Origin of the sequence: Methylocystis heyeri (assembly GCF_004802635.2) — a bacterium.
In the GTDB taxonomy this organism is placed as follows: Bacteria; Pseudomonadota; Alphaproteobacteria; order Rhizobiales; family Beijerinckiaceae; genus Methylocystis; species Methylocystis heyeri.
Genome location: NZ_CP046052.1, coordinates 3,018,540 through 3,045,515, shown reverse-complemented (window position 1 = coordinate 3,045,515; position 26,976 = coordinate 3,018,540). Strand labels below are relative to the sequence as shown.

General features: G+C 67.4%; 1 protein-coding gene. It reads left to right on the top strand.

Annotated elements, in window-relative coordinates:
• The first annotated feature begins 29 nt into the window (after positions 1 to 29).
• Positions 30 to 26,966 (top strand): non-ribosomal peptide synthase/polyketide synthase, encoded by a 26,937-nt coding sequence (locus tag H2LOC_RS13800; RefSeq protein WP_154331672.1) that lies wholly within the window; start codon positions 30 to 32, stop codon positions 26,964 to 26,966.
• Positions 26,967 to 26,976: the final 10 nt, after the last annotated feature.

The window sequence follows — 26,976 nt, the reverse complement described above, 5'->3', positions numbered from 1 at the left end:
CGGACGCAATCCTGCAGGAAACGAGAAATATGAACGAGCAGCTTTTGCGCCTTTCGAAGCTCTCCCCGGATGAACGCCGCCAATTGCGCCGGCGCCTGGAGGAGGGAACGCTCACGGCGGAGCCGGGCGCAGCGAGTGAGTTCGGCTGCAAACCACTTTCCTTCGCCCAGCAGCGCCTCTGGATGCTGAGCGAAATCGAGTGGGGCGGCGCCCATTACAACAACGCCGCGGCCCTGCGGATCGTCGGAGCGTTCGACGCGGCGGTCTTCAGGCGCGCCCTGAACGAGATCGTCCGCCGTCACGAAGTGCTGCGCACAGCGTTCGTCCTTCGCGGCGGTGAGCCTCGTCAGGAAATTCTGACGTCGCTCGAAATCGACGCGCCGCTCGTGGATCTGACAGGTTTGCCGAAGGACAAACGCGAAGTCGAAGCGCGCCGCCTGGTCGAGATCGAAGCGATCGCGCCCTTCGATCTTGCGACGCCCCCGCTCCTGCGGGCGCTGCTGCTCGATCTCGGAACGCATGCGGCGACCGGAGAGCGGGAGCACATCCTATCGATCACGCTGCATCACATCGTCTCCGACGGCTGGTCGACCGACGTTCTGCTGCGTGAATTCCGCGCGCTTTACGCCGCCTTCGCCTCGGGTCTGCCGTCGCCTCTCGCGGAGCTGAAGATCCAATACGCCGATTACGCGGTCTGGCAGCGCCAGTGGCTCCAGGGCGAAGTCCTGAAGCGCCAACTCGCTTATTGGCGAGAGGCGCTGAGCGATGCGCCGGCGACGCTGGACCTTCCTACGGACCGCCCGCGTCCGCCGACGACGGATCACCGAGGGGCGATTTACGCCTTCACCGCCCCAAAAGAGACGCTGGCGCGGCTGCAGGCGCTGAGTCGGCAGTCCGGAACGACATTGTTCACGACGTTGCTCACGGCGTTCCAGGCGTTGCTGCATCGCCATAGCGCTCAGAACGACATCTGCGTCGGAATTCCCGTCGCAAACAGGCGGCGGGTCGAGCTCGAGCCGCTGATCGGATTCTTCGTCAACACGCTGACGATCCGGATCGACCTGTCGGGCGATCCGAGCTTCGCGACGCTGCTGGCGCAGGCGCACGAAACGGCGCTCGCCGCTCAGGCCCATCAGGACCTGCCTTTCGAGCGATTGGTGGAGGAGCTGTCGCCGGCGCGCGACCCGAGCCGCACTCCTTTGTTTCAGGCCATGTTCGTTCTCCAGAGCGCGCAGGCGACCGAGTTGTCGTTCCATGGTCTCCGCTTCGAGTCCTTCCGCTTCGAGAACCCTACGGCAAAGTTCGATCTCACCCTTTCGGCGCAAGAGAGCGCCGGCGAGCTGGCGCTGAGTTTCGAATATGCGACGGCGCTGTTCGACGAGGCGACGGTCGCGCGATTGGCCCGGCATTATACCCGCCTGCTCGAGGCGGTAGCGTCCGCCCCGCAGCGACGCCTGAGCGAATTGCCGATGCTCGGCGAGGAGGAGCGCCATCGCCTCCTGACGCGGTTCAACGGGACGGATTTTGAACATGGCTGGGGGGAGGTTTTACAGGGGCGGTTCGAGGGGGAGGCTGCGCGGTCTCCGGGAGCGGCGGCGGTTTCGTTCGACGGCGAGACTCTGAGCTATGGCGAGCTGAACGCGCGGGCCAACCGTCTCGCGCATTTCCTGCGGTCGCGGGGGGTGGGGCCGGACGTCGTGGTGGGGCTGTGTCTGGAACGCTCGGTTGAGATGGTGGTCGGCCTTCTGGGGGTGCTGAAGGCAGGCGGGGCCTATCTGCCGCTCGATCCCGACTATCCGCAGGAGCGCCTGGCGTTCATGATCGCGGACGCCGGGGCGCGCCTCGTGCTGACGCAGGCGGGGCTCGCCGACCTTCTGCCGGAGAATGTCGCAAAGCTTCGGCTCGACGCCGATTGGGACGCGATCGCGCAGGAGAGCGGGGAGAACCCGCCGAGCTGCGCGGGCGGGCAAAACCTCGCCTATGTGATCTACACCTCGGGTTCGACCGGCCGGCCCAAGGGGGTCGGCGTCAGCCATGAGGGGATCGTCAACCGCATCGCCTGGATGCAGTCGCGCTATGGGCTGGAGCCCGCGGAGACGGTGCTGCAGAAGACGCCGTTCAGCTTCGACGTTTCGGTGTGGGAGTTTTTCTGGCCGCTTTCGGTGGGAGCGCGTCTTGCGGTTGCGCGGCCGGGCGATCATCGCCTGCCGGAGCGTCTGGCGGCTCTGATCGCAGGGGAGGGGGTGACGACGCTGCATTTTGTGCCGTCGATGCTTCAGGCGTTTATGAGCGGCTTCGCGCTGTCGTCGTTTGCGAGCCTGCGGCGGGTGATGTGCAGCGGCGAGGCGCTGCCTGGGGGCCTGGCGCGGGCGGCGTCGGCAGCGGGGATAGAGCTGCATAATCTCTACGGCCCGACCGAGGCGTCGGTGGACGTGACGGCCTATCAATGCGGGGCCGGGGAGGAACAGGAGATCTATGCGCCGATCGGCTCCGCGATCTCCAACACGCAGATTTATGTTCTGGGTCCTGGGATGCAGCCGGCTCCGCTGGGGGTCGCGGGCGAGCTCTACATCGGCGGGGTCGGGCTTGCGCGGGGCTATGTCGGGCGTCCCGATCTGACGGCGGAGCGCTTCGTTGCGAACCCGTTCGGCGCGGCGGGGACGCGGCTCTACCGCACCGGGGATCTGGCGCGGCGGCGGGCGGACGGGACCATCGTGTTTCTGGGCCGTCTCGACCATCAGGTGAAGATCCGGGGCTTTCGCATCGAGCCGGGCGAGATCGAGGCGGCGCTGCTGCGCCAGCCTGCGGTGCGCGAGGCTGTGGTTGTGGCGCGCGAGGACGGGGCCGGGGCCAGGCGGCTGGCGGCTTACGTTGCGCTGGGCGAGGGAAGCGCGCTGGGCGAAGGCGGCGCGGCGGATGCGTCGACCTTGCGTGCGGCGCTGTCGCTGGAGCTGCCGGACTATATGGTCCCAGCGGCGATCGTGATCGTCGATGCGCTGCCGCTGACGGCGAACGGCAAGCTCGACCGCAAGGCGCTGCCGGAGCCGGATGAAGCTTTGTCGACGCGTCGCCATGTCGCGCCGCGCAACGCCGAAGAAGAGACGCTGTGCCGGGTCTTCGCCGAGGTCCTGGGCGTCGAGCGGGTCGGGATCGAGGATAATTTCTTCGAGCTCGGGGGGCACTCGCTGCTGGCGATCGGTCTGATCGAGCGGCTGCGCCGGGAGGGTCTTTCCAGCGACGTGAGGGCGCTGTTTTCGCATCCGACGCCCGCGGGCCTGTCGGCGGCGATCTGCGGCGCGAAGCAGATCGAGGTTCCGCCCAATCTGATCCCGCAGGGCTGCGCGACGATCACGCCGCAGATGCTGACTCTGGCGAAGCTCTCGCAGGCCGAGATCGACCGCATCGTGGCCGGCGTTTCCGGCGGGGCCGCGAATGTGCAGGACATCTATCCGCTGGCGCCGCTGCAGGAGGGGATGCTGTTCCATCACCTGCTGGCGGAGCGGGGCGATCCCTATCTGATCGAGACCGTCATCGCCTTCGAGACCCGCGACGCCCTCGACCTCTTCCTGGCGGCGCTGGAACGCGTGATCGCGCGTTTCGACATATTGCGCACCGCGGTGGTCTGGGAGGGTCTGTCGGAGCCGATGCAAGTGGTGTGGCGCGAGGCGCCGCTCGTAGTGGAGGAAGTCGCACCCGAGGCGGATGCGGATGTGGCGCAGACGCTGGAGGCGCGCTTTCACCCCGAGCGTTTCCGGCTCGACGTGCGCCAGGCGCCGATGATGCGCGTCGTCTTCGCGCGCGACGCCGCGCAGGATCGCTGGGTCGCGGTGGTGGCCTATCATCATCTGATCGGCGACCACGAGACGCTGGCGGTGGTCGGCGAGGAGATGCGCAGGCTGTTTTCGGGCGGCGGCGATCCCGCGCCGTCCGCGCCGCCGCCCTACCGCGATTTCGTGGCGCAGGCGCGGCTGTCGACGGATCGCGCGGCGCAGGAGGCCTACTTCCGGGCGCAACTCGGCGACGTCGAGGAGCCGACGGCGCCCTTCGGCCTGCTCGACGTCCGGGGCGACGGCGCGGGGATTTGCGAGGCCGCGCTGGAGATCGAGTCGGATCTGTGCAGGCGTCTGCGATTGCAGGCGCGCGCGCTCAAGGTGAGTTCCGCGAGCCTGTTCCACGCCGCTTTCGCCCTGACGCTGGCGCGGGCCTCGGGGCGCGAGGACGTGGTGTTCGGCACGGTCCTGTTCGGGCGCATGTATGGCGGCGCCGGGGCCGACCGCGCGGCGGGAGCCTTCATCAACACGCTGCCGCTTCGGCTGGGGTTCGGGGAACGAAGCGTGGAGGCGGGGGTGCGGGAGACCCATGCGCGGCTCACGGAGCTGATCGCGCATGAACATGCGTCTCTGGCGCTGGCGCAACGCTGCAGCGGGGTCGAGGCGCCTGCGCCCTTGTTCTCGGCGCTGCTCAACTATCGCCACAGTCCGGCGACGGCGACGGAGGATCGCGGCGCGCTGGCCTGGGCCGGGGTGAAGACGCTGTCCTATGCGGAGCGCACCAATTATCCGTTCGAGATCTCGGTGGACGACGACGGCGAGGCGTTCCGGCTGACGGCCTATGCGGCGGAGAGCGTCGGCCCGGCGCGGATCTGCGGCTTCATGCGCAAGGCGCTGGAAGGCCTGACGGAGGCGCTGGAGGCGGCGCCGCGGACGCCGCTGCGCGCGATCGACGTTCTGCCCGCGGAGGAGCGTCTCCGGCTGGTGACGGATTTGAACCGCACGGCGCGCGACTATGGCGAGCCGCTGGACTTCCTGGCCCGTTTCGAGGCGCAGGTCCGGCGCGTTCCCGAGGCGGTCGCCGCCCGCTGCGACGGGCGCACGCTGAGCTATGGCGAGCTGAACGCGCGCGCCAACCGTTTGGCGCATGCGCTGATCGGGGCAGGCGTCGGGCCCGATTGCTTGGTGGCTCTGCTGGAAGAGCGCGGGCTCGATTTTCTGGTGGCCATGCTCGCGGTTCTGAAGGCGGGCGGGGCCTATCTGCCGCTGGAGCCGGCCTATCCCGACCGGCGCCTCGCGCAGACGCTGGCGCAGAGCGGGGTCGGGCTGCTGCTGGCGGGGCCGGGGCTGGCGGCCCGGGCGCAGGCGATTCTGACCGCGACGCCGCAGCTCCCGGCGCGGCTGTGCGAGCTTGCGGCGCTCGAAGCCGGCGGGCCTTGCAGCTTCAACCCGCCGCGGCGTCACGGCCCGCAGTCGCTGGCGGTGGCGATCTTCACCTCCGGCTCCACCGGCTTGCCCAAGGGAGCGATGATCGAGCATCGCGGGATGTTCAACAATCTGATCTCCAAGGTTCCGGCGCTGGGGCTTTGCGAGCGCGACGTCATCGCGCAGACCGCCTCGCAATGTTTCGACATCTCGGTGTGGCAGTTCCTGACCGCGCTCGCGCTGGGGGCGCGGGTGGAGATATTCCCCGACGCCCTTTCGCACGATCCGGGCCGGCTCATGGCGGAGATGGCGGCGCGGGGGGTGACCGTTCTCGAAGCGGTTCCGTCGATGATCCGTTCTGTTCTCGATGTTTGCGGGGCGGGATCGGATCTGCCGACGCTGCGCTGGCTGCTGCCCTGCGGCGAGGCTTTCGCGCCCGGGCTGTGCCGAAGGTTCATGGAGCGCCACCCCCATGTTCGGCTGCTCAACGCCTATGGTCCGGCGGAATGTTCGGACGACGTCTCCTATCATCCGATCGTGGAGCCGCCGCAGGGCGACGATCTGAGCGTTCCGATCGGGCGGGCGGCGGACAACACGCAGCTCTATCTGCTGGGCCGCGATCTCGAGCCGGCGCCTTTCGGGGTGGCGGCGGAGATCTGCATCGGCGGCGTGCAGGTCGGACGGGGCTATCTGAACCGGCCCGATCTGACGGCCGCGGCCTTTGTTCCCGATCCCTTCGGAGCGGCGGGCTCGCGTCTTTATCGCAGCGGCGATCTCGGCCGCATCGGCGACGACGGGACGATCGAGTTTCTGGGGCGCATCGACCATCAGCTCAAGATCCGCGGCTTTCGCATCGAGCCGGGCGAGATCGAGGCGGCGCTTTCGGCTCTGCCCGAGGTCGAGGAGGCGCTGGTCGTCGCGCGCGAGGACGGGGCCGGGGCCAAGCGGCTCGCAGCCTATGTGGCGACGTCGGCGCCGCAGCAGACCGCCCCAGCCGCGCTGCGCGCGGCGCTCGCTAAGACCCTCCCCGACTTCATGATCCCCGCAGCCTTCGTAATATTGGACGCGCTCCCTCTCACCCAAAACGGAAAAATCAACCGAAACGCCCTCCCAGAACCGGAGACGACGAGGCGTGAGGAGAGGCCGTACAAGGCGCCAGGCAATGCGACGCAAGAGACGATGTGCCGCATCTGGGCTCAAACGCTCTGCCTCGAGCGCGTCGGGATCGACGATAATTTCTTCGAGCTCGGAGGGCACTCCCTGCTCGCGGTTACGGTGATCGAGCGGCTGCGCAGGGAGGGTCTTTCCAGCGACGTGAGGACGCTGTTTTCGCATCCGACGCCCTCGGCTTTGTGCGGTGCGCTGGGCGAGGCGTTGCGGATCGATGTTCCGCCCAATCTGATCCCGGAGGGCTGCACGGCGATCACGCCGCAGATGCTGACGCTCGCGCCGCTTACGCAATCGGAGATCGACGGGATCGTCTCCGGCGTCGAGGGCGGAGCGGCGAATGTGCAGGACATTTATCCGCTCGCGCCGCTTCAGGAGGGGATGCTGTTCCATCACCTGCTGGCGGAGCGGGGCGATCCCTATCAGCTGCGGACCCTGCTTTCCTGCGCCTCGCGCGAGCGGGTCGACGCCTTCGTCGCGACGCTGGAGCGCGTGATCGCGCGTCACGACATATTGCGCACCGCGATCGTCTGGGAAGGTCTCTCGGAGCCGATGCAGGTGGTGTGGCGCAAGGCGCCGCTCGCTGTGGAGGAAGTCGAACTCGACGCGGGCGAGGATACGAAGGAGGCGCTGCTGGCGCGTTTCGATCCTGCGCGCTACCGGCTCGATGTGCGACGGGCGCCGATGATGCGCGTCGCCTTCGCGCGCGACGCCGCGCAGGATCGCTGGGTTGTCGCCATCGCGCATCATCATCTGATCGACGACAATATGACCTTGAGCCTCGTTGTGGAGGAGGCGCAGGCGCATCTTTCGGGGCGCGGCGACGAAATCTCCGCGTCGCCGCCCTTCCGCGACTTTATCGCGCGGGCTCGCTTGTCGGCCAATGGGCAGGAGCAGGAGTTCTATTTCCGGTCGCTGCTCGGCGACGTGGAGGAGCCGACGGCGCCCTTCGGCCTGCTCGACGTCCGCGGCGACGGCGAGGATATCCAATTGCATGAGGACCGGCTCGATTCGTCGCTTGCCGGGCGGATTCGCGCGCAGGCGCGCACACTCGGGGTCAGCGCCGCGAGCCTGTTCCACGCCGCCTTCGCTTTGACGCTGGCGCGCACCTCGGGGCGCGAGGACGTGGTGTTCGGGACGGTTCTGTTCGGGCGCATGCAGGGCTCGCGCGAGGCCGATCGGGCTGTCGGCGTGTATATCAATACGCTGCCCGTTCGGGTCCGGATGTGCTTGCAGGGCGTGAGCGAGGGCGTTCGTGGGTTGCATGCGCAGCTGACGCAGCTTCTGCAATATGAGCACGCGCCTCTGGCGCTGGCGCAACGCTGCAGCGGCGTCGAGGCGCCGACCCCGCTGTTCTCCGCGCTGCTCAATTATCGGCATAATTTGGAGCCCGACGAAGACGTTCGCGCGTCCTGGGGCGGAATCGATCCGCTGTACACCGAAGAGCGCACGAACTATCCTCTCACGCTTTCAGTGGATGATCTCGGCGAAGGCTTCTCGCTGGTGGCGCAGACGCAGCAGCCGCTGGCGCCGGAGCGCTTGTTCGGCTTCATGGTTTCGGCTCTGGAGCGGCTCGTCGCCGCGCTCGAAACTTCGCCGCAGGCGCCTCTGTGCGAAATCGACATCCTCCCGCCGGCGGAGCGGTCGCCGTTGCTGACGCGGTTCAACGGGACGGATTTTGAACATGGCTGGGGGGAGGTTTTACAGGGTCGGTTCGAGGGGGAGGCTGCGCGGTCTCCGGGAGCGGCGGCGGTTTCGTTCGACGGCGAGACGCTGAGCTATGGCGAGCTGAACGCGCGGGCCAACCGTCTCGCGCATTTCCTGCGGTCGCGGGGGGTGGGGCCGGACGTCGTGGTGGGGCTGTGTCTGGAACGCTCGGTCGAGATGGTGGTCGGCCTTCTCGGCGTGCTGAAGGCAGGCGGGGCCTATCTGCCGCTCGATCCCGACTATCCGCAGGAGCGCCTGGCGTTCATGATCGCGGACGCCGGGGCGAAGCTGGCGTTGACGCAGGCGGGGCTCGCCGACCTTCTGCCGGAGAATGTCGCAAAGCTTCGGCTCGACGCCGATTGGGACGCGATCGCGCAGGAGAGCGGGGAGAACCCGCCGAGCTGCGCGGGCGGGCAAAACCTCGCCTATGTGATCTACACCTCGGGTTCGACCGGCCGGCCCAAGGGGGTCGGCGTCAGCCATGAGGGGATCGTCAACCGCATCGCCTGGATGCAGTCGCGCTATGGGCTGGAGCCCGCGGAGACGGTGCTGCAGAAGACGCCGTTCAGCTTCGACGTTTCGGTGTGGGAGTTTTTCTGGCCGCTTTCGGTGGGAGCGCGTCTTGCGGTTGCGCGGCCGGGCGATCATCGCCTGCCGGAGCGTCTGGCGGCTCTGATCGCAGGGGAGGGGGTGACGACGCTGCATTTTGTGCCGTCGATGCTTCAGGCGTTTATGAGCGGCTTCGCGCTGTCGTCGTTTGCGAGCCTGCGGCGGGTGATGTGCAGCGGCGAGGCGCTGCCTGGGGGCCTGGCGCGGGCGGCGTCGGCAGCGGGGATAGAGCTGCATAATCTCTACGGCCCGACCGAGGCGTCGGTGGACGTGACGGCCTATCAATGCGGGGCCGGGGAGGAACAGGAGATCTATGCGCCGATCGGCTCCGCGATCTCCAACACGCAGATTTATGTTCTGGGTCCTGGGATGCAGCCGGCTCCGCTGGGGGTCGCGGGCGAGCTCTACATCGGCGGGGTCGGGCTTGCGCGGGGCTATGTCGGGCGCCCCGATCTGACGGCGGAGCGCTTCGTTGCGAACCCGTTCGGCGCGGCGGGGACGCGGCTCTACCGCACCGGGGATCTTGCGCGGCGGCGGGCGGACGGGACCATCGTGTTTCTGGGCCGTCTCGACCATCAGGTGAAGATCCGGGGCTTTCGCATCGAGCCGGGCGAGATCGAGGCGGCGCTGTTGCGTCAGCCTGCGGTGCGCGAGGCTGTTGTGGTTGCGCGCGAGGACGGGGCCGGGGCCAGGCGGCTGGCGGCTTACGTTGCGCTGCGCGAGGTAGGCGCGCTGGGCGAAGGCGGCGCGGCGGATGCGTCGACCTTGCGTGCGGCGCTGTCGTTGGAGCTGCCGGACTATATGATCCCAGCGGCGATCGTGATCGTCGATGCGCTGCCGCTGACGGCGAACGGCAAGCTCGACCGCAAGGCGCTGCCGGAGCCGGATGAAGCTTTGTCGACGCGTCGCCATGTCGCGCCGCGCAACGCTGAAGAAGAGACGCTGTGCCGGGTCTTCGCCGAGGTCCTCGGCCTCGAGCGCGTCGGGATCGACGATAATTTCTTCGAGCTCGGAGGCGACTCGATCACCTGCGTGAGATGCGTCGGACGGGCCAAGCAGGCAGGAATCGAGCTGAACCTCTTCTCGATCTACAAGCGGCCGACGGTCCGCCTCATTGTCGAGGCCGACGGCGTCGGTTTCCATGAAAAGAAGGAGCAGGCCGCCCCGCGCGATCACGGCGGCGATCGACTGTCCCTCGTGGAGGAGGCGGACCGCGATCTCATCCCCGAAGATGTCGAGGACGCCTATCCGCTGACCGAGCTTCAGCTCGGAATGATCTATCACAGCTACGTCGGAGACGACGCCTATCATATAGTGGACAGCATGACCCTCAAATGCGCCTTCGACCAGGAGGCGCTCGGTCTGGCGTTGCGCGGCGTCATGGACAGACATCCGGTTCTTCGGACGGCCTTCGATCTGCGCACCTACAGCGAACCGCTGCAGCTTGTGCGTAGAGGCGTTGAAACGCCTCTGGTCGTGAGAGACATCAGAGCGCTCTCGGACGGAGAGCGCGTCGCATACATCGACAGATTCCTTGAAGTGGAACGCCAAACCCCATTCGACCTGGCGCAGCCGCCTCTCTTCCGCGTCGTCATCCATCGGCTGACCGACGATTTGCTGGAATTCACATTCTCGCATCATCACGCGATCCTCGACGGATGGAGCGTGAATCTGTTCTGCGTGGAAACCGTCGGCGAATATGTTTCTCGCCTGCGGGGGGAGCATGCGGCCGCGTCCGGCGATTCGGACCGCTCGATGCAGGAACTCGTCCGTCTCGAGTCGGATGCGAAGCGATCCGCGGGGATCGAAGGTTATTGGAAAGAGCGCATAGACCGCCTCGAACCCATGGCCCAGGCGACGAACTCCTTCAAGGCGCAGCAGGCCGAGGCGGTCCGGGCCGAGCCGCTGCTTTGCCGGCGGACGCCGCCGCGGGAGTTGCATCGGCAATTGAGCGCGCTCGCCGCAAGCTTGGGCGTTCCGCTGAAGACAGCGCTCCTGGCGGCGCATTTCGTGGCGCTCGGTCGCGTTTTCGGGCGATCGGAAGTGACGACGGGCACAGCTTGCGCCCTGCGCCCCGAGGAGATCGGTTCGGATCGGGCGCTCGGCCTCTTCCTGAGCACTCTGCCACTGCATGTCGCGCTGAAAGGCGGGACCTGGCGCGATATGATTCTCGAAGCGTTTCGTCTCGAAGCCGAGCTGCTGGAGCGACGCTTCTATCCGCTTTCGGCCCTTCAGAGGCTCGCCGGCAATCGCCCCCTCTTCGACGTTAATTTCTACTACCTGCACTTTCATGTGTCCAAGGACGTGGCGAGATTGGCCGACGTCGGAATATTGTCCTTCCGCGAGATTCCAAAAGCCTTTTTCGGGCTGAACGTAGATTTCTACCAGGATCCCGACACCGACGACCTGCGGCTTTCGGTCGTCGCCGATCCCCGAATTTTCGATTCCGCGCTCCCCGAAATTTTCGCGGACGTTTTAACGCGTGCGCTCGAAGCGATGGTCGCAGATCCCGACCAGCGGTATGAAGACTTTTCAGCTCTGGGCTCAGACGATCGCCGGCGAATTCTCGTCGATTGGAACGAGGCGGCCGGCGATCGCCGCACGCCGGCTTGCCTCCAGGAGCTGTTCGAGACTCAAGCGGCGCTTTCGCCCCGAACGGTCGCCGTTGCGCATGAAGGCGAGGAGCTGACATATGGCGAATTGAACGCCAGGGCCAATCGGCTCGCCCGTTATTTGCGCAGACGCGGCGTTGGCGCCGACGTTCTCGTCGGGCTGTGCGTCGAGCCCTCCATCTCCATGGTCGTCGGCCTTCTCGGCGTGCTGAAGGCAGGCGGGGCCTATCTGCCGCTCGATCCCGACTATCCGCAGGAGCGCCTGGCGTTCATGATCGCGGACGCCGGGGCGAAGCTGGCGCTGACGCTGGAGCGGCTGGTCGGGAAGCTTCCCGGCGACATTGCGACATTGCGGCTCGACGCCGATTGGGACACGATCGCGCGGGAGAGCGCCGAGAATCTTCCCGTCCTCTCGAGTCCGGAGAACCTCGCTTATGTGATCTACACTTCGGGCTCGACCGGCCAGCCGAAGGGGGTCCTTACGCCCCATCGCACGATCGGGCGGCTGGTCCTCGACAACCGCTATGCGGCGTTCGACTCGGGCGACAGGATCGCCTGCGTCTCAAATCCCGCCTTCGACGCCATGACGATGGAAATCTGGGCCGCGTTCGCCGTTGGCGGACGCACGGTGATCATCGATCGCGATACGCTGCTCGATCCCGCGCGCTTCGCCGAGGCCTTGGAGCGCCATGCCGTCACTGCGTTGTTCCTGACGACGGGCCTGTTCAATCAGCTCGCCATAGCCATTCCGGGAACGCTGGCGGGCCTGCGTTTCCTGCTGACCGGCGGCGAGGAGGCCAACCTTGCGTCCTTCAAGGCCATATTGGCGGAGGGTGGGCCCGTGCGCCTCATCCACTGTTATGGTCCGACCGAGACGACCACCTATGCGACGACCTTCGGCGTCGATGCAATCGACGCCGGCGCGAAGGCTTTGCCGATCGGAAGGCCGATCGCCTGCACCGAGGCCTATATTCTGGACCCGCACTTCAACCTCGCCCCGGCAGGGGCCGTGGGCGAGCTTTTCATAGGCGGAGCGGGACTGGCGCATGGTTACCTGAAGCGGCCGGATCTCACGGCCGAGCGCTTCGCGCCCAACCCCTATGGCGCGCCCGGCGAGCGCTTCTATCGGACCGGCGATCTCGCCCATTACGACGGGGCGGGGAATATCATTTTCGTCGGGCGCGTCGATCGCCAGGTCAAAATCCGCGGCTTTCGGGTCGAGGCGGGCGAGGTCGAAGCGGCGCTCGGAGGCCTCGCCGCCATTCGCGAGGCTGTCGTGGTCCCGCAGCAAGAACGCTCATCGGTCAAGCGGCTCGTCGCTTATATTGTCGCCGAAGAGGGATTCGAGACGAGCGCGGCGGCGCTGCGCGCGGCTCTGTCGGTTCAGCTGCCGGAATACATGATTCCAGCGGCCTTCGTGCTTCTCGACGCGCTGCCGCTGACGCCGAACGGCAAGGTCGACCGCAAGGCGCTGCCCGAACCCGACATCGAGACCATGCTCTCCGCTTCCTATGTCGCTCCGCGCAATCCGGCGGAAGAGACGATGTGCCGGATATGGGCTGAGACCCTCGGCGTCGGCCGGGTCGGCCTCGAGGACGACTTCTTCAAGCTCGGCGGACACTCGCTGATTGCGGTGACGCTGATCGAACGGCTGCGCAAGGCGGGGTTTTCGGGCGACGTGCGCGCATTGTTCGCGCATCCGACGCCTTCCGGCTTCGCCGCCTCCTCCGCCGCAGGGTCGGTGGCTGTCCCCCCCAATCTCATTCCCGAAGGCTGCGCGACGATCACGCCGCAGATGCTGACTCTGGCGAAGCTCTCGCAGGCCGAGATCGACCGCATCGTGGCCGGCGTTTCCGGCGGGGCGGCGAATGTTCAGGACATCTATCCGCTCGCGCCGCTGCAGGAGGGAATGCTTTTCCACTATCTGCTCGCCGACGGCAGCGATCCCTATATTCTCCACTCCCTCCTGAGCCTTTCATCGCGCGGGCGACTGGAGGATTTTCTCGAAGCGCTGCGGGCGTCAATCGCACGCCACGACATTCTGCGCACCGCGATCGTCTGGGAAGGCTTGTCGGAGCCGGTACAGGTGGTCTGGCGCGAGGCGCCGCTTATCGTCGACGAGGTCGCGGTCGACCCGGAAGGCGACGAGGCGGCCGCGCAGCTGCGCGATCGATATGGCTCGCGGCGCCATAGGCTCGATGTCGGGCAGGCGCCGCTGCTGCGGGGCGTCTGCTGCCGCGACGCCGCTCGTGACCGATGGCTTTTGCTGTTGCGAGCCCATCATCTCGTTGTGGATCATGCAACGCTGGAGGTCGTTGTCGAGGAGGCGCAGGCGCATCTCGCCGGCGCTGCGCCGCAGCTTCCCGCTCCGGCTCCGTTCCGCAATTTCGTCGCTCAGGCTCGGCTCGGCGTTGCGCGCGAGGAGCATGAAGCGTTTTTCAAGGACATGCTTTCCGACGTCGAAGAGGCGACGGCGCCCTTCGGCGTGACCGACGTTTTCGGAGACGGTTTTGGAATAAGGGAGGCGCATTGCGCGATCGACCACGAGCTGGGAATGCGAATCCGGGAGCGGGCCCGGCATTTGGGAGTCAGCGCGGCGAGCCTGGCGCATCAGGCGTTCGCGCAGGTTCTGGCGCGTCTTTGCGGACGTCCGGACGTCGTGTTCGGCGCCGTTCTGCTGGGGAGAATGCAGGGCGGAGCGGGGGCGGACCGGGCGGTCGGCCTGTTCATCAACACGCTTCCGGTAAGGGCGCGCTTTGGGAAGCAGTCGGTCGTCGAGGCTGTTCAGGACATGCACGCCTCGCTCGCAAAGCTGCTGCGGCACGAAAGCGCGTCGCTGGCCCTGGCGCAACGCTGCAGCGGCGTCGAGGCGCCGACGCCTTTGTTCACGGCCCTGCTGAACTATCGTCACAATGCGGTCGAACCCCGATCCTCCGACGACGCGGCCTTGGCGTGGGCGGGAATCGAAACCCTCTTCAACGAAGAGCGGACAAACTATCCCTTGACGCTGTCGGTCGAAGATTCCGGGACGGAATTCGGATTGACCGCGCAAACGGCGGCCTTGATCGATCCCGAACGATTGTGCGGCTATATGCTCAGGGCGCTGGAGGAACTGGTCGAAGCGCTGGAGAAGAGGCCTGGCAAACCGGCGCGGCTGATCGAGGTCCTGCCGGAGACAGAGCGTCGCCAGCTTCTCGCCGAGTGGAACGACGCCGGCGCAGATTATCCCCGCGACAAAGGCCTGCACCAACTCTTCGAGACGCAGGCGGCGCTTCGCCCCGAGGCGATCGCGGTCGTTTGCGAAGGCGTTGAACTGAGTTATGGCGAGCTGAACGCGCGCGCGAACCGTCTTGCGCATTTCCTGCGCGGGCGCGGCGTGGGTCCCGAAGTTCTCGTCGGACTTTGCCTCGAGCGCTCAGTCGAGATGATCGTCGGGCTTTTGGGCGTGCTGAAGGCCGGCGGGGCCTATCTGCCGCTCGATCCCGCTTATCCCTTGCAACGTCTCGCCTTCGTCGTCGAGGACGCGCGGCCCGCCATCATCCTCACGCATGAAGCGACGCAAGGGCGCGCGCCTGAAGGCGTCCCGGCGTTGCGCCTGGACGCCGACTGGCCCGAAATCGCAGGCCAGAGCGAGAGCAATCCCGCGCAAGCGACGCTGCAGCAGAACCTCGCTTACGTAATCTACACATCGGGCTCGACAGGCCGGCCCAAAGGCGTCGGCGTCAGTCACGAGGCCGCCGTAAATCACATGCTCTGGATGCGGGAGAGATTCCACTTCCAGGCGACGGACCGCGTCCTGCAGCGCACCTCCGCAAGTTTCGACGCTTCGGTATGGGAGTTTTTCGTCCCTCTCGCAACCGGAGGCGCGCTCGTGCTCGCGCCGAGGGAGCAGCTGATCGGGGAGCGAGAACTCGCGAGCATTATCGCTCGCGACGCGGTTACGGTTTTGCAGCTGGTTCCATCGTTGCTGCGCCGGTTCGTTCAAGCGGATTTGAAAGAATGTCCCACTCTTCGCTGTATTCTTTCAGGAGGGGAGCCGCTGTCCGGGGAGCTGGCGTCCTATTTCAAAAGCTCGCACATTGTTCTTTGCAATCTCTATGGTCCGACGGAAGCCACGATCGATTCGACCTATCACATATGTACGAGGGATGAGCAGGACAACGAAGTTCCGATCGGACGTCCCATATCGAACGCCACGGCCTATTTGCTGGACGAAACTTTCTCGCCGGTTCCGATCGGCGTTTGCGGCGAGCTCTACATCGGCGGGGTCGGGCTTGCGCGGGGCTATGTCGGGCGTCCCGATCTGACGGCGGAGCGCTTCGTTGCGAACCCGTTCGGCGCGGCGGGGACGCGGCTCTACCGCACCGGGGATCTTGCGCGGCGGCGGGCGGACGGGACCATCGTGTTTCTGGGCCGTCTCGACCATCAGGTGAAGATCCGGGGCTTTCGCATCGAGCCGGGCGAGATCGAGGCGGCGCTGCTGCGCCAGCCTGCGGTGCGCGAGGCTGTGGTTGTGGCGCGCGAGGACGGGGCCGGGGCCGGGGCCAGGCGGCTGGCGGCTTACGTTGCGCTGCGCGAGGGAAGCGCGCTGGGCGAAGGCGGCGCGGCGGATGCGTCGACCTTGCGTGCGGCGCTGTCGCTGGAGCTGCCGGACTATATGGTCCCAGCGGCGATCGTGATCGTCGATGCGCTGCCGCTGACGGCGAACGGCAAGCTCGACCGCAAGGCGCTGCCGGAGCCGGATGAAGCTTTGTCGACGCGTCGCCATGTCGCGCCGCGCAACGCCGAAGAAGAGACGCTGTGCCGGGTCTTCGCCGAGGTCCTGGGCGTCGAGCGGGTCGGGATCGAGGATAATTTCTTCGAGCTCGGGGGGCACTCGCTGCTGGCGATCGGTCTGATCGAGCGGCTGCGCCGGGAGGGTCTTTCCAGCGACGTGAGGGCGCTGTTTTCGCATCCGACGCCCGCGGGCCTGTCGGCGGCGATCTGCGGCGCGAAGCAGATCGAGGTTCCGCCCAATCTGATCCCGCAGGGCTGCGCGGCGATCACGCCGCAGATGCTGACGCTGGCGCAGCTCGGCCAGGGCGAGATCGACCGCATCGTGGCGCAGGTTCCGGGCGGGGCCGCGAATGTGCAGGACATCTATCCGCTGGCGCCGCTGCAGGAGGGGATGCTGTTCCATCACCTGCTGGCGGAGCATGGCGATCCCTATCAGCTGGAGAGCATGCTTTCCTGCGCCTCGCGCGAGCGGGTGGACGCCTTCGTCGCGACGCTGGAGCGCGTGATCGCGCGTCACGACATATTGCGCACCGCGGTGGCGTGGGAGGGTCTGTCGGAGCCGATGCAAGTGGTGTGGCGCGAGGCGCCGCTCGTAGTGGAGGAAGTCGAACTCGACGCGGGGGTGGATGCGGTGGAGGCGCTGCGGGCGTGCTTCGATCCGCGGCGCCGCCGGCTCGACGTGCGCAAGGCCCCCATGATCCGTATCGCCATTGCGCGCGACGCAGAGAGAGAGCGCTGGCTGTTGCATATATTGGCGCACCACCTGTCGCTCGATCACGCCACGCTCGATATCATCTTGCGTGAGGCGGCGCTTCTCTCGGAAGGCCGCGATCTTGCGCCGTCCGCGCCGCCGCCCTACCGGAATTTCGTGGCGCAGGCGCGGTTGTCGACGGATCGCGCGGCGCAGGAGGCCTACTTCCGGGCGCAACTCGGCGACGTCGAGGAGCCGACGGCGCCCTTCGGCCTGCTCGACGTCCGGGGCGACGGCGCGGGAATTTGCGAGGCCGCGCTGGAGATCGAGTCGGATCTGTGCAGGCGGCTGCGACTGCAGGCGCGCGCGCTCGGGGTCAGCGCCACGAGCCTGTTCCACGCCGCCTTCGCCCTGACGCTGGCGCGGGCCTCGGGGCGCGAGGACGTGGTGTTCGGCACGGTCCTGTTCGGGCGCATGCAGGGCTCGGCGGAAGCGGACCGGGCCGTCGGGATTTTCATCAACACGCTGCCGCTTCGGCTTCGGCTCGGGGAGGCGAGCGTGGAGGTGGGGGTGCGGGAGACCCATGCGCGGCTCGCCGGGCTGATCGCGCATGAACATGCGTCTTTGGCGCTGGCGCAACGCTGCAGCGGGGTCGAGGCGCCGACTCCGCTGTTCTCGGCGCTGCTCAACTATCAGCACGCGCCGCGCGCGGCTGAGACCGATCGGGATTACTCGTCCGGGATCGAGGCGCTCTTTGGGCAAGGGCGCACGAACTACCCAGTGACGCTTTCGGTGAACGACTTCGGCGATCTGTTTTCGCTGGACGCGCAGACGCAGCAGCCGCTGGCGCCGGAGCGCCTTTTGGCCTTCATGGGGCAGGCTCTGCAACAGCTCGTCGCCACGTTGGAGCAGGCGCCGCAGACGCCGCTGCGCGAGATCGACGTTCTGCCTGAGGCCGAGCGATCGCTGCTGTCGACCCCGCGCGCCGCGACGGGGTTTGAGCATGGCCTGGGCGATCTGCTCAAGGAAGAGTTCGAGGCGCATGTCGCGCGGTCTCCGGGGTCGGCGGCGGTTTCGTTCGACGGCGAGACGCTGAGCTATGGCGAATTGAACGCGCGCGCCAACCGTCTCGCGCATGGGCTGCGGTCGCGTGGGGTTGGGCCGGATGTTCTCGTCGGGCTCTGCGTCGAACGCTCGGTCGACATGATCGTCGGCCTCCTCGGCGTGCTGAAGGCGGGCGGGGCCTATCTGCCGCTCGATCCGGCCTATCCCCGGGAGCGGCTGTTCCATATGATCGCGGACGCCGGGCCGCGCCTCGTGCTGACGCAGGCGGGGCTCGCCGACCTTCTGCCGGAGAATGTCGCAAAGCTTCGGCTCGACGCCGATCGGGACGCGATCGCGCAGGAGAGCGGGGAGAACCCGCCGAGCTGCGCGGGCGGGCAAAACCTCGCCTATGTCATCTACACTTCGGGCTCGACCGGCAAGCCCAAGGGCGTCGGCGTGACGCGGGGGAATCTGGCGCGGCTGTTCGCTGCGACCGAGGCCGATTACGGTTTCTCGTCGCAGGACGTGTGGACGCTGTTCCACTCCTTCGCCTTCGATTTTTCGGTGTGGGAGATCTTCGGCGCGCTGCTTTACGGCGGCCGCCTGGTCGTGGTTCCGCATTGGGTCGCGCGTTCGCCGCAGGACTTCCATGCGCTGCTGGCGCGGGAGAGCGTGACGGTTCTGAACCAGACGCCTTCGGCTTTTTACCAGCTCGACGAAGCGGATGGGGAAGCCGGCGCGGGGGCGTTGGCGCTGCGTCTGGTGATTTTCGGCGGCGAGGCGCTGGAGCCTTCGCGGCTTTCGGACTGGTTCGCGCGGCGCGGCGCGGGCGGGCCTTCGCTGGTCAATATGTATGGGATCACCGAGACGACGGTGCATGTGACGCTGCAGCGTCTCGGCGGCGCGGGATCGGCGAGCGACAGCCTCATCGGTCGTCCGCTCGGCGATCTCGCGGCCTATGTTCTGGACGCGGGGATGAGGCCGGCTCCGGTCGGCGTTTGCGGCGAGCTTTACATCGGGGGGGCGGGTCTTGCGCGGGGCTATCTCGGCCGTCCCGATCTGACGGCGGAGCGCTTCGTTGCGAACCCGTTCGGGGCGGCGGGGTCGCGGCTCTACCGCACCGGGGATCTTGCGCGCTATGAAGCGGACGGGACGCTGACCTATTTGGGCCGTCTCGACCATCAGGTGAAGATCCGGGGCTTTCGCATCGAGCTCGGCGAGATCGAGGCGGCGCTGTTGCGCCAGCCTGCGGTGCGCGAGGCTGTTGTGGTTGCGCGCGAGGACGGGGCCGGGGCCAGGCGGCTGGCGGCTTACGTTGCGCTGCGCGAGGTAGGCGCGCTGGGCGAAGGCGGCGCGGCGGATGCGTCGACCTTGCGTGCGGCGCTGTCGCTGGAGCTGCCGGACTATATGGTCCCAGCGGCGATCGTGATCGTCGATGCGCTGCCGCTGACGGCGAACGGCAAGCTCGACCGCAAGGCGCTGCCGGAGCCGGATGAAGCTTTGTCGACGCGTCGCCATGTCGCGCCGCGCAACGCCGAAGAAGAGACGCTGTGCCGGGTCTTCGCCGAGGTCCTGGGCCTCGAGCGGGTCGGGATCGACGATAATTTCTTCGAGCTCGGCGGGCACTCCCTGCTCGCGGTTACGGTGATCGAGCGGCTGCGCAGGGAGGGGCTTTCCAGCGACGTGAGGACGCTGTTTTCGCATCCGACGCCCTCGGCTTTGTGCGGTGCGCTGGGCGAGGCGTTGCGGATCGATGTTCCGCCCAATCTGATCCCGGAGGGCTGCGCGGCGATCACGCCGCAGATGCTGACGCTCGCGCCGCTTACGCAATCGGAGATCGACGGGATCGTCTCCGGCGTCGAGGGCGGAGCGGCGAATGTGCAGGACATTTATCCGCTCGCGCCGCTTCAGGAGGGGATGCTGTTCCATCACCTGCTGGCGGAGCGGGGCGATCCCTATCAACTGCGGACCCTGCTTTCCTGCGCCTCGCGCGAGCGGGTGGACGCCTTCGTCGCGACGCTGGAGCGCGTGATCGCGCGTCACGACATATTGCGCACCGCGGTGGTCTGGGAAGGTCTCTCGGAGCCGATGCAGGTGGTGTGGCGCAAGGCGCCGCTCGCTGTGGAGGAAGTCGAGCTCGACGCGGGCGAGGATACGAAGGAGGCGCTGCTGGCGCGTTTCGATCCTGCGCGCTACCGGCTCGATGTGCGACGGGCGCCGATGATGCGCGTCGCCTTCGCGCGCGACGCCGCGCAGGATCGGTGGATCGTCGCGCTCCTGCATCATCATTTCATCGACGACAACACGACGCTGCGTCTGGTGAGCGAAGAGATGGAGGCGCATCTTGCGGGAGCCGCTGCGAACGCCGCAAAACCGCACCCGTTTCGCGACTATGTGGCGCAGACGCGGCTCTCTGCGAGTAGGGCCGAGCAGGAGACATTCTTCAAACAGATGCTTGCCGATGTCGAGGAACCGACGGCGCCCTTCGGCCTGCTCGACGTCCGCGGCGACGGCTCGGAAATTTATGAGGCCGCGCTGGAGATCGAGTCGGGTCTGTGCAGGCGTCTGCGATTGCAGGCGCGCGCGCTCAAGGTGAGTTCCGCAAGCCTGTTCCACGCCGCCTTCGCTTTGACGCTGGCGCGGGCCTCGGGGCGCGAGGACGTGGTGTTCGGAACGGTTCTGTTCGGGCGCATGCAGGGGGCGGCGGAAGCGGACCGGGCCGCCGGGATTTTCATCAACACGCTGCCGCTTCGGCTTCGGCTCGGGGAACGAAGCGTCGAGGCGGGGGTACGGGAGACCCATGCGCGGCTCACGGAGCTGATCGCGCATGAGCACGCGTCTCTGGCGCTGGCGCAACGCTGCAGCGGCGTCGAGGCTCCGACCCCGCTGTTCTCGGCGCTGCTCAATTATCGGCATACGCCGCTCGAACAAAGACAGGGGTCGTCGTCGTTCACGGGGATCGAAGCGATCTATTCGCAGGAGCGCACCAACTATCCCCTGACCCTTTCGGTAAACGACTTCGGCGAAGGCTTCTCGCTGGTGGCGCAGACGCAGCAGCCGCTGGCGCCGGAGCGCTTGTTCGGCTTCATGGTTTCGGCTCTGGAGCGGCTCGTCGCCGCGCTCGAAACTTCGCCGCAGGCGCCTCTGTGCGAAATCGACATCCTCCCGCCGGCGGAGCGGTCGCCGTTGCTGACGCGGTTCAACGGGACGGATTTTGAACATGGCTGGGGGGAGGTTTTACAGGGTCGGTTCGAGGGGGAGGCTGCGCGGTCTCCGGGAGCGGCGGCGGTTTCGTTCGACGGCGAGACGCTGAGCTATGGCGAGCTGAACGCGCGGGCCAATCGGCTCGCGCATTTCCTGCGGTCGCGGGGGGTGGGGCCGGACGTCGTGGTGGGGCTGTGTCTGGAACGCTCGGTCGAGATGGTGGTCGGCCTTCTGGGGGTGCTGAAGGCAGGCGGGGCCTATCTGCCGCTCGATCCCGACTATCCGCAGGAGCGCCTGGCGTTCATGATCGCGGACGCCGGGGCGAAGCTGGCGTTGACGCAGGCGGGGCTCGCCGACCTTCTGCCGGAGAATGTCGCAAAGCTTCGGCTCGACGCCGATTGGGACGCGATCGCGCAGGAGAGCGGGGAGAACCCGCCGAGCTGCGCGGGCGGGCAAAACCTCGCCTATGTGATCTACACCTCGGGTTCGACCGGCCGGCCCAAGGGGGTCGGCGTCAGCCATGAGGGGATCGTCAACCGCATCGCCTGGATGCAGTCGCGCTATGGGCTGGAGCCCGCGGAGACGGTGCTGCAGAAGACGCCGTTCAGCTTCGACGTTTCGGTGTGGGAGTTTTTCTGGCCGCTTTCGGTGGGAGCGCGTCTTGCGGTTGCGCGGCCGGGCGATCATCGCCTGCCGGAGCGTCTGGCGGCTCTGATCGCAGGGGAGGGGGTGACGACGCTGCATTTTGTGCCGTCGATGCTTCAGGCGTTTATGAGCGGCTTCGCGCTGTCGTCGTTTGCGAGCCTGCGGCGGGTGATGTGCAGCGGCGAGGCGCTGCCTGGGGGCCTGGCGCGGGCGGCGTCGGCAGCGGGGATAGAGCTGCATAATCTCTACGGCCCGACCGAGGCGTCGGTGGACGTGACGGCCTATCAATGCGGGGCCGGGGAGGAACAGGAGATCTATGCGCCGATCGGCTCCGCGATCTCCAACACGCAGATTTATGTTCTGGGTCCTGGGATGCAGCCGGCTCCGCTGGGGGTCGCGGGCGAGCTCTACATCGGCGGGGTCGGGCTTGCGCGGGGCTATGTCGGGCGTCCCGATCTGACGGCGGAGCGCTTCGTTGCGAACCCGTTCGGCGCGGCGGGGACGCGGCTCTACCGCACCGGGGATCTGGCGCGGCGGCGGGCGGACGGGACCATCGTGTTTCTGGGCCGTCTCGACCATCAGGTGAAGATCCGGGGCTTTCGCATCGAGCCGGGCGAGATCGAGGCGGCGCTGCTGCGCCAGCCTGCGGTGCGCGAGGCTGTGGTTGTGGCGCGCGAGGACGGGGCCGGGGCCAGGCGGCTGGCGGCTTACGTTGCGCTGGGCGAGGGAAGCGCGCTGGGCGAAGGCGGCGCGGCGGATGCGTCGACCTTGCGTGCGGCGCTGTCGCTGGAGCTGCCGGACTATATGGTCCCAGCGGCGATCGTGATCGTCGATGCGCTGCCGCTGACGGCGAACGGCAAGCTCGACCGCAAGGCGCTGCCGGAGCCGGATGAAGCTTTGTCGACGCGTCGCCATGTCGCGCCGCGCAACGCCGAAGAAGAGACGCTGTGCCGGGTCTTCGCCGAGGTCCTGGGCGTCGAGCGGGTCGGGATCGAGGATAATTTCTTCGAGCTCGGGGGGCACTCGCTGCTGGCGATCGGTCTGATCGAGCGGCTGCGCCGGGAGGGTCTTTCCAGCGACGTGAGGGCGCTGTTTTCGCATCCGACGCCCGCGGGCCTGTCGGCGGCGATCTGCGGCGCGAAGCAGATCGAGGTTCCGCCCAATCTGATCCCGCAGGGCTGCGCGACGATCACGCCGCAGATGCTGACTCTGGCGAAGCTCTCGCAGGCCGAGATCGACCGCATCGTGGCCGGCGTTTCCGGCGGGGCCGCGAATGTGCAGGACATCTATCCGCTGGCGCCGCTGCAGGAGGGGATGCTGTTCCATCACCTGCTGGCGGAGCGGGGCGATCCCTATCTGATCGAGACCGTCATCGCCTTCGAGACCCGCGACGCCCTCGACCTCTTCCTGGCGGCGCTGGAACGCGTGATCGCGCGTTTCGACATATTGCGCACCGCGGTGGTCTGGGAGGGTCTGTCGGAGCCGATGCAAGTGGTGTGGCGCGAGGCGCCGCTCGTAGTGGAGGAAGTCGCACCCGAGGCGGATGCGGATGTGGCGCAGACGCTGGAGGCGCGCTTTCACCCCGAGCGTTTCCGGCTCGACGTGCGCCAGGCGCCGATGATGCGCGTCGTCTTCGCGCGCGACGCCGCGCAGGATCGCTGGGTCGCGGTGGTGGCCTATCATCATCTGATCGGCGACCACGAGACGCTGGCGGTGGTCGGCGAGGAGATGCGCAGGCTGTTTTCGGGCGGCGGCGATCCCGCGCCGTCCGCGCCGCCGCCCTACCGCGATTTCGTGGCGCAGGCGCGGCTGTCGACGGATCGCGCGGCGCAGGAGGCCTACTTCCGGGCGCAACTCGGCGACGTCGAGGAGCCGACGGCGCCCTTCGGCCTGCTCGACGTCCGGGGCGACGGCGCGGGGATTTGCGAGGCCGCGCTGGAGATCGAGTCGGATCTGTGCAGGCGTCTGCGATTGCAGGCGCGCGCGCTCAAGGTGAGTTCCGCGAGCCTGTTCCACGCCGCTTTCGCCCTGACGCTGGCGCGGGCCTCGGGGCGCGAGGACGTGGTGTTCGGCACGGTCCTGTTCGGGCGCATGTATGGCGGCGCCGGGGCCGACCGCGCGGCGGGAGCCTTCATCAACACGCTGCCGCTTCGGCTGGGGTTCGGGGAACGAAGCGTGGAGGCGGGGGTGCGGGAGACCCATGCGCGGCTCACGGAGCTGATCGCGCATGAACATGCGTCTCTGGCGCTGGCGCAACGCTGCAGCGGGGTCGAGGCGCCTGCGCCCTTGTTCTCGGCGCTGCTCAACTATCGCCACAGTCCGGCGACGGCGACGGAGGATCGCGGCGCGCTGGCCTGGGCCGGGGTGAAGACGCTGTCCTATGCGGAGCGCACCAATTATCCGTTCGAGATCTCGGTGGACGACGACGGCGAGGCGTTCCGGCTGACGGCCTATGCGGCGGAGAGCGTCGGCCCGGCGCGGATCTGCGGCTTCATGCGCAAGGCGCTGGAAGGCCTGACGGAGGCGCTGGAGGCGGCGCCGCGGACGCCGCTGCGCGCGATCGACGTTCTGCCCGCGGAGGAGCGTCTCCGGCTGGTGACGGATTTGAACCGCACGGCGCGCGACTATGGCGAGCCGCTGGACTTCCTGGCCCGTTTCGAGGCGCAGGTCCGGCGCGTTCCCGAGGCGGTCGCCGCCCGCTGCGACGGGCGCACGCTGAGCTATGGCGAGCTGAACGCGCGCGCCAACCGTTTGGCGCATGCGCTGATCGGGGCAGGCGTCGGGCCCGATTGCTTGGTGGCTCTGCTGGAAGAGCGCGGGCTCGATTTTCTGGTGGCCATGCTCGCGGTTCTGAAGGCGGGCGGGGCCTATCTGCCGCTGGAGCCGGCCTATCCCGACCGGCGCCTCGCGCAGACGCTGGCGCAGAGCGGGGTCGGGCTGCTGCTGGCGGGGCCGGGGCTGGCGGCCCGGGCGCAGGCGATTCTGACCGCGACGCCGCAGCTCCCGGCGCGGCTGTGCGAGCTTGCGGCGCTCGAAGCCGGCGGGCCTTGCAGCTTCAACCCGCCGCGGCGTCACGGCCCGCAGTCGCTGGCGGTGGCGATCTTCACCTCCGGCTCCACCGGCTTGCCCAAGGGAGCGATGATCGAGCATCGCGGGATGTTCAACAATCTGATCTCCAAGGTTCCGGCGCTGGGGCTTTGCGAGCGCGACGTCATCGCGCAGACCGCCTCGCAATGTTTCGACATCTCGGTGTGGCAGTTCCTGACCGCGCTCGCGCTGGGGGCGCGGGTGGAGATATTCCCCGACGCCCTTTCGCACGATCCGGGCCGGCTCATGGCGGAGATGGCGGCGCGGGGGGTGACCGTTCTCGAAGCGGTTCCGTCGATGATCCGTTCTGTTCTCGATGTTTGCGGGGCGGGATCGGATCTGCCGACGCTGCGCTGGCTGCTGCCCTGCGGCGAGGCTTTCGCGCCCGGGCTGTGCCGAAGGTTCATGGAGCGCCACCCCCATGTTCGGCTGCTCAACGCCTATGGTCCGGCGGAATGTTCGGACGACGTCTCCTATCATCCGATCGTGGAGCCGCCGCAGGGCGACGATCTGAGCGTTCCGATCGGGCGGGCGGCGGACAACACGCAGCTCTATCTGCTGGGCCGCGATCTCGAGCCGGCGCCTTTCGGGGTGGCGGCGGAGATCTGCATCGGCGGCGTGCAGGTCGGACGGGGCTATCTGAACCGGCCCGATCTGACGGCCGCGGCCTTTGTTCCCGATCCCTTCGGAGCGGCGGGCTCGCGTCTTTATCGCAGCGGCGATCTCGGCCGCATCGGCGACGACGGGACGATCGAGTTTCTGGGGCGCATCGACCATCAGCTCAAGATCCGCGGCTTTCGCATCGAGCCGGGCGAGATCGAGGCGGCGCTTTCGGCTCTGCCCGAGGTCGAGGAGGCGCTGGTCGTCGCGCGCGAGGACGGGGCCGGGGCCAAGCGGCTCGCAGCCTATGTGGCGACGTCGGCGCCGCAGCAGACCGCCCCAGCCGCGCTGCGCGCGGCGCTCGCTAAGACCCTCCCCGACTTCATGATCCCCGCAGCCTTCGTAATATTGGACGCGCTCCCTCTCACCCAAAACGGAAAAATCAACCGAAACGCCCTCCCAGAACCGGACGCCGCCCTGCAGCCGGCGCAAAGCTATGTCGCCCCGAGGAGCGTCGTCGAGTGGGTTATCGCCCGCGAATTCGAGAACACGCTGCGGCTCGATCGGGTCGGGATAAATGAAGGCTTCTTCGAACTCGGAGGAGATTCGCTGTCGGGATTGAAACTCGCGGATCGCATCCGCAAGGTCGTATGCAGCGCGCTTCCGCTGTCGGCTGTGTTCGAGGCGCAGACCGTGGCGAAGCTCGCCGAATGGATATCCGGGAACCAAAACCATGCCGGCTCTCCTTTGGTCTTGATGCGGCCCGGCGGTGACGAGCCGCCGCTCTTCGTCGTCCATCCCGGCGGCGGTTCGATCGTTCGCTACCAGCCGCTCGCAGAAGCGATCTCGCTGGCGCGGCCCGTCTATGGCTTCCAGTCGCGCCGGATGTTGGAGCCGACTCTGCCCGGCGTCACGATGGAGGAAATGGCCGCGGATTACGTCGCGTTGATGCGCGAGCTCCAGCCGCAGGGACCTTACCATCTTCTGGGGTGGAGTTCGGGCGCCCTGACGGCCCTCGCCATGGCGTCCGTAATCGAGCTGCAGGGGGAACGGCTGGAGTTTCTGGGCCTCGTCGACGCGCCTTTCGAGGCGACGCGCGCGCCTGCGCCCGAATCTGTCGAGCCGGATGCGGCGGCGGAACGGTTCCTCGCGCTGGACTATCTGGAGGACTTCGCGCGACTGCAAACCATCGGGGGCCGCAAAGGACTGAAGCTCGACTTCGACGAGCTGCTGACCGACGCCGACTTGAAGGAGCTTCGCGACGCTTCCGAACGAATGTCTCGAAAGGAATGTTTCATATGGACCGCGCTTTGGGGACAGGAGCGCGGGTTTTGGACCGGCGTCTCCGCCGAGTTGATGGAATTTCTCCACTCCGAGCAGGAGGACTCCGACCGGCAGATGCTGGGGCTCTCGCTGCGAAAAATCTCCGCGCCCATTCACTGCTGGCGCGCCGACGAATCGCTCGGGAAAGGCGCGGAACCGACGGACTGGAGCGCATTGACCGAGGGTGCGGTCGAGATCGAGATAATTGCGGCAGACCACGAGACCATAATCGACCAGCCTGAACTTCACAGAAAAGTGAACGATGCGCTGACGCTGGCCTCGCAGCGCCGCTATCCGCCGTTGTGAAAGAGGCTTC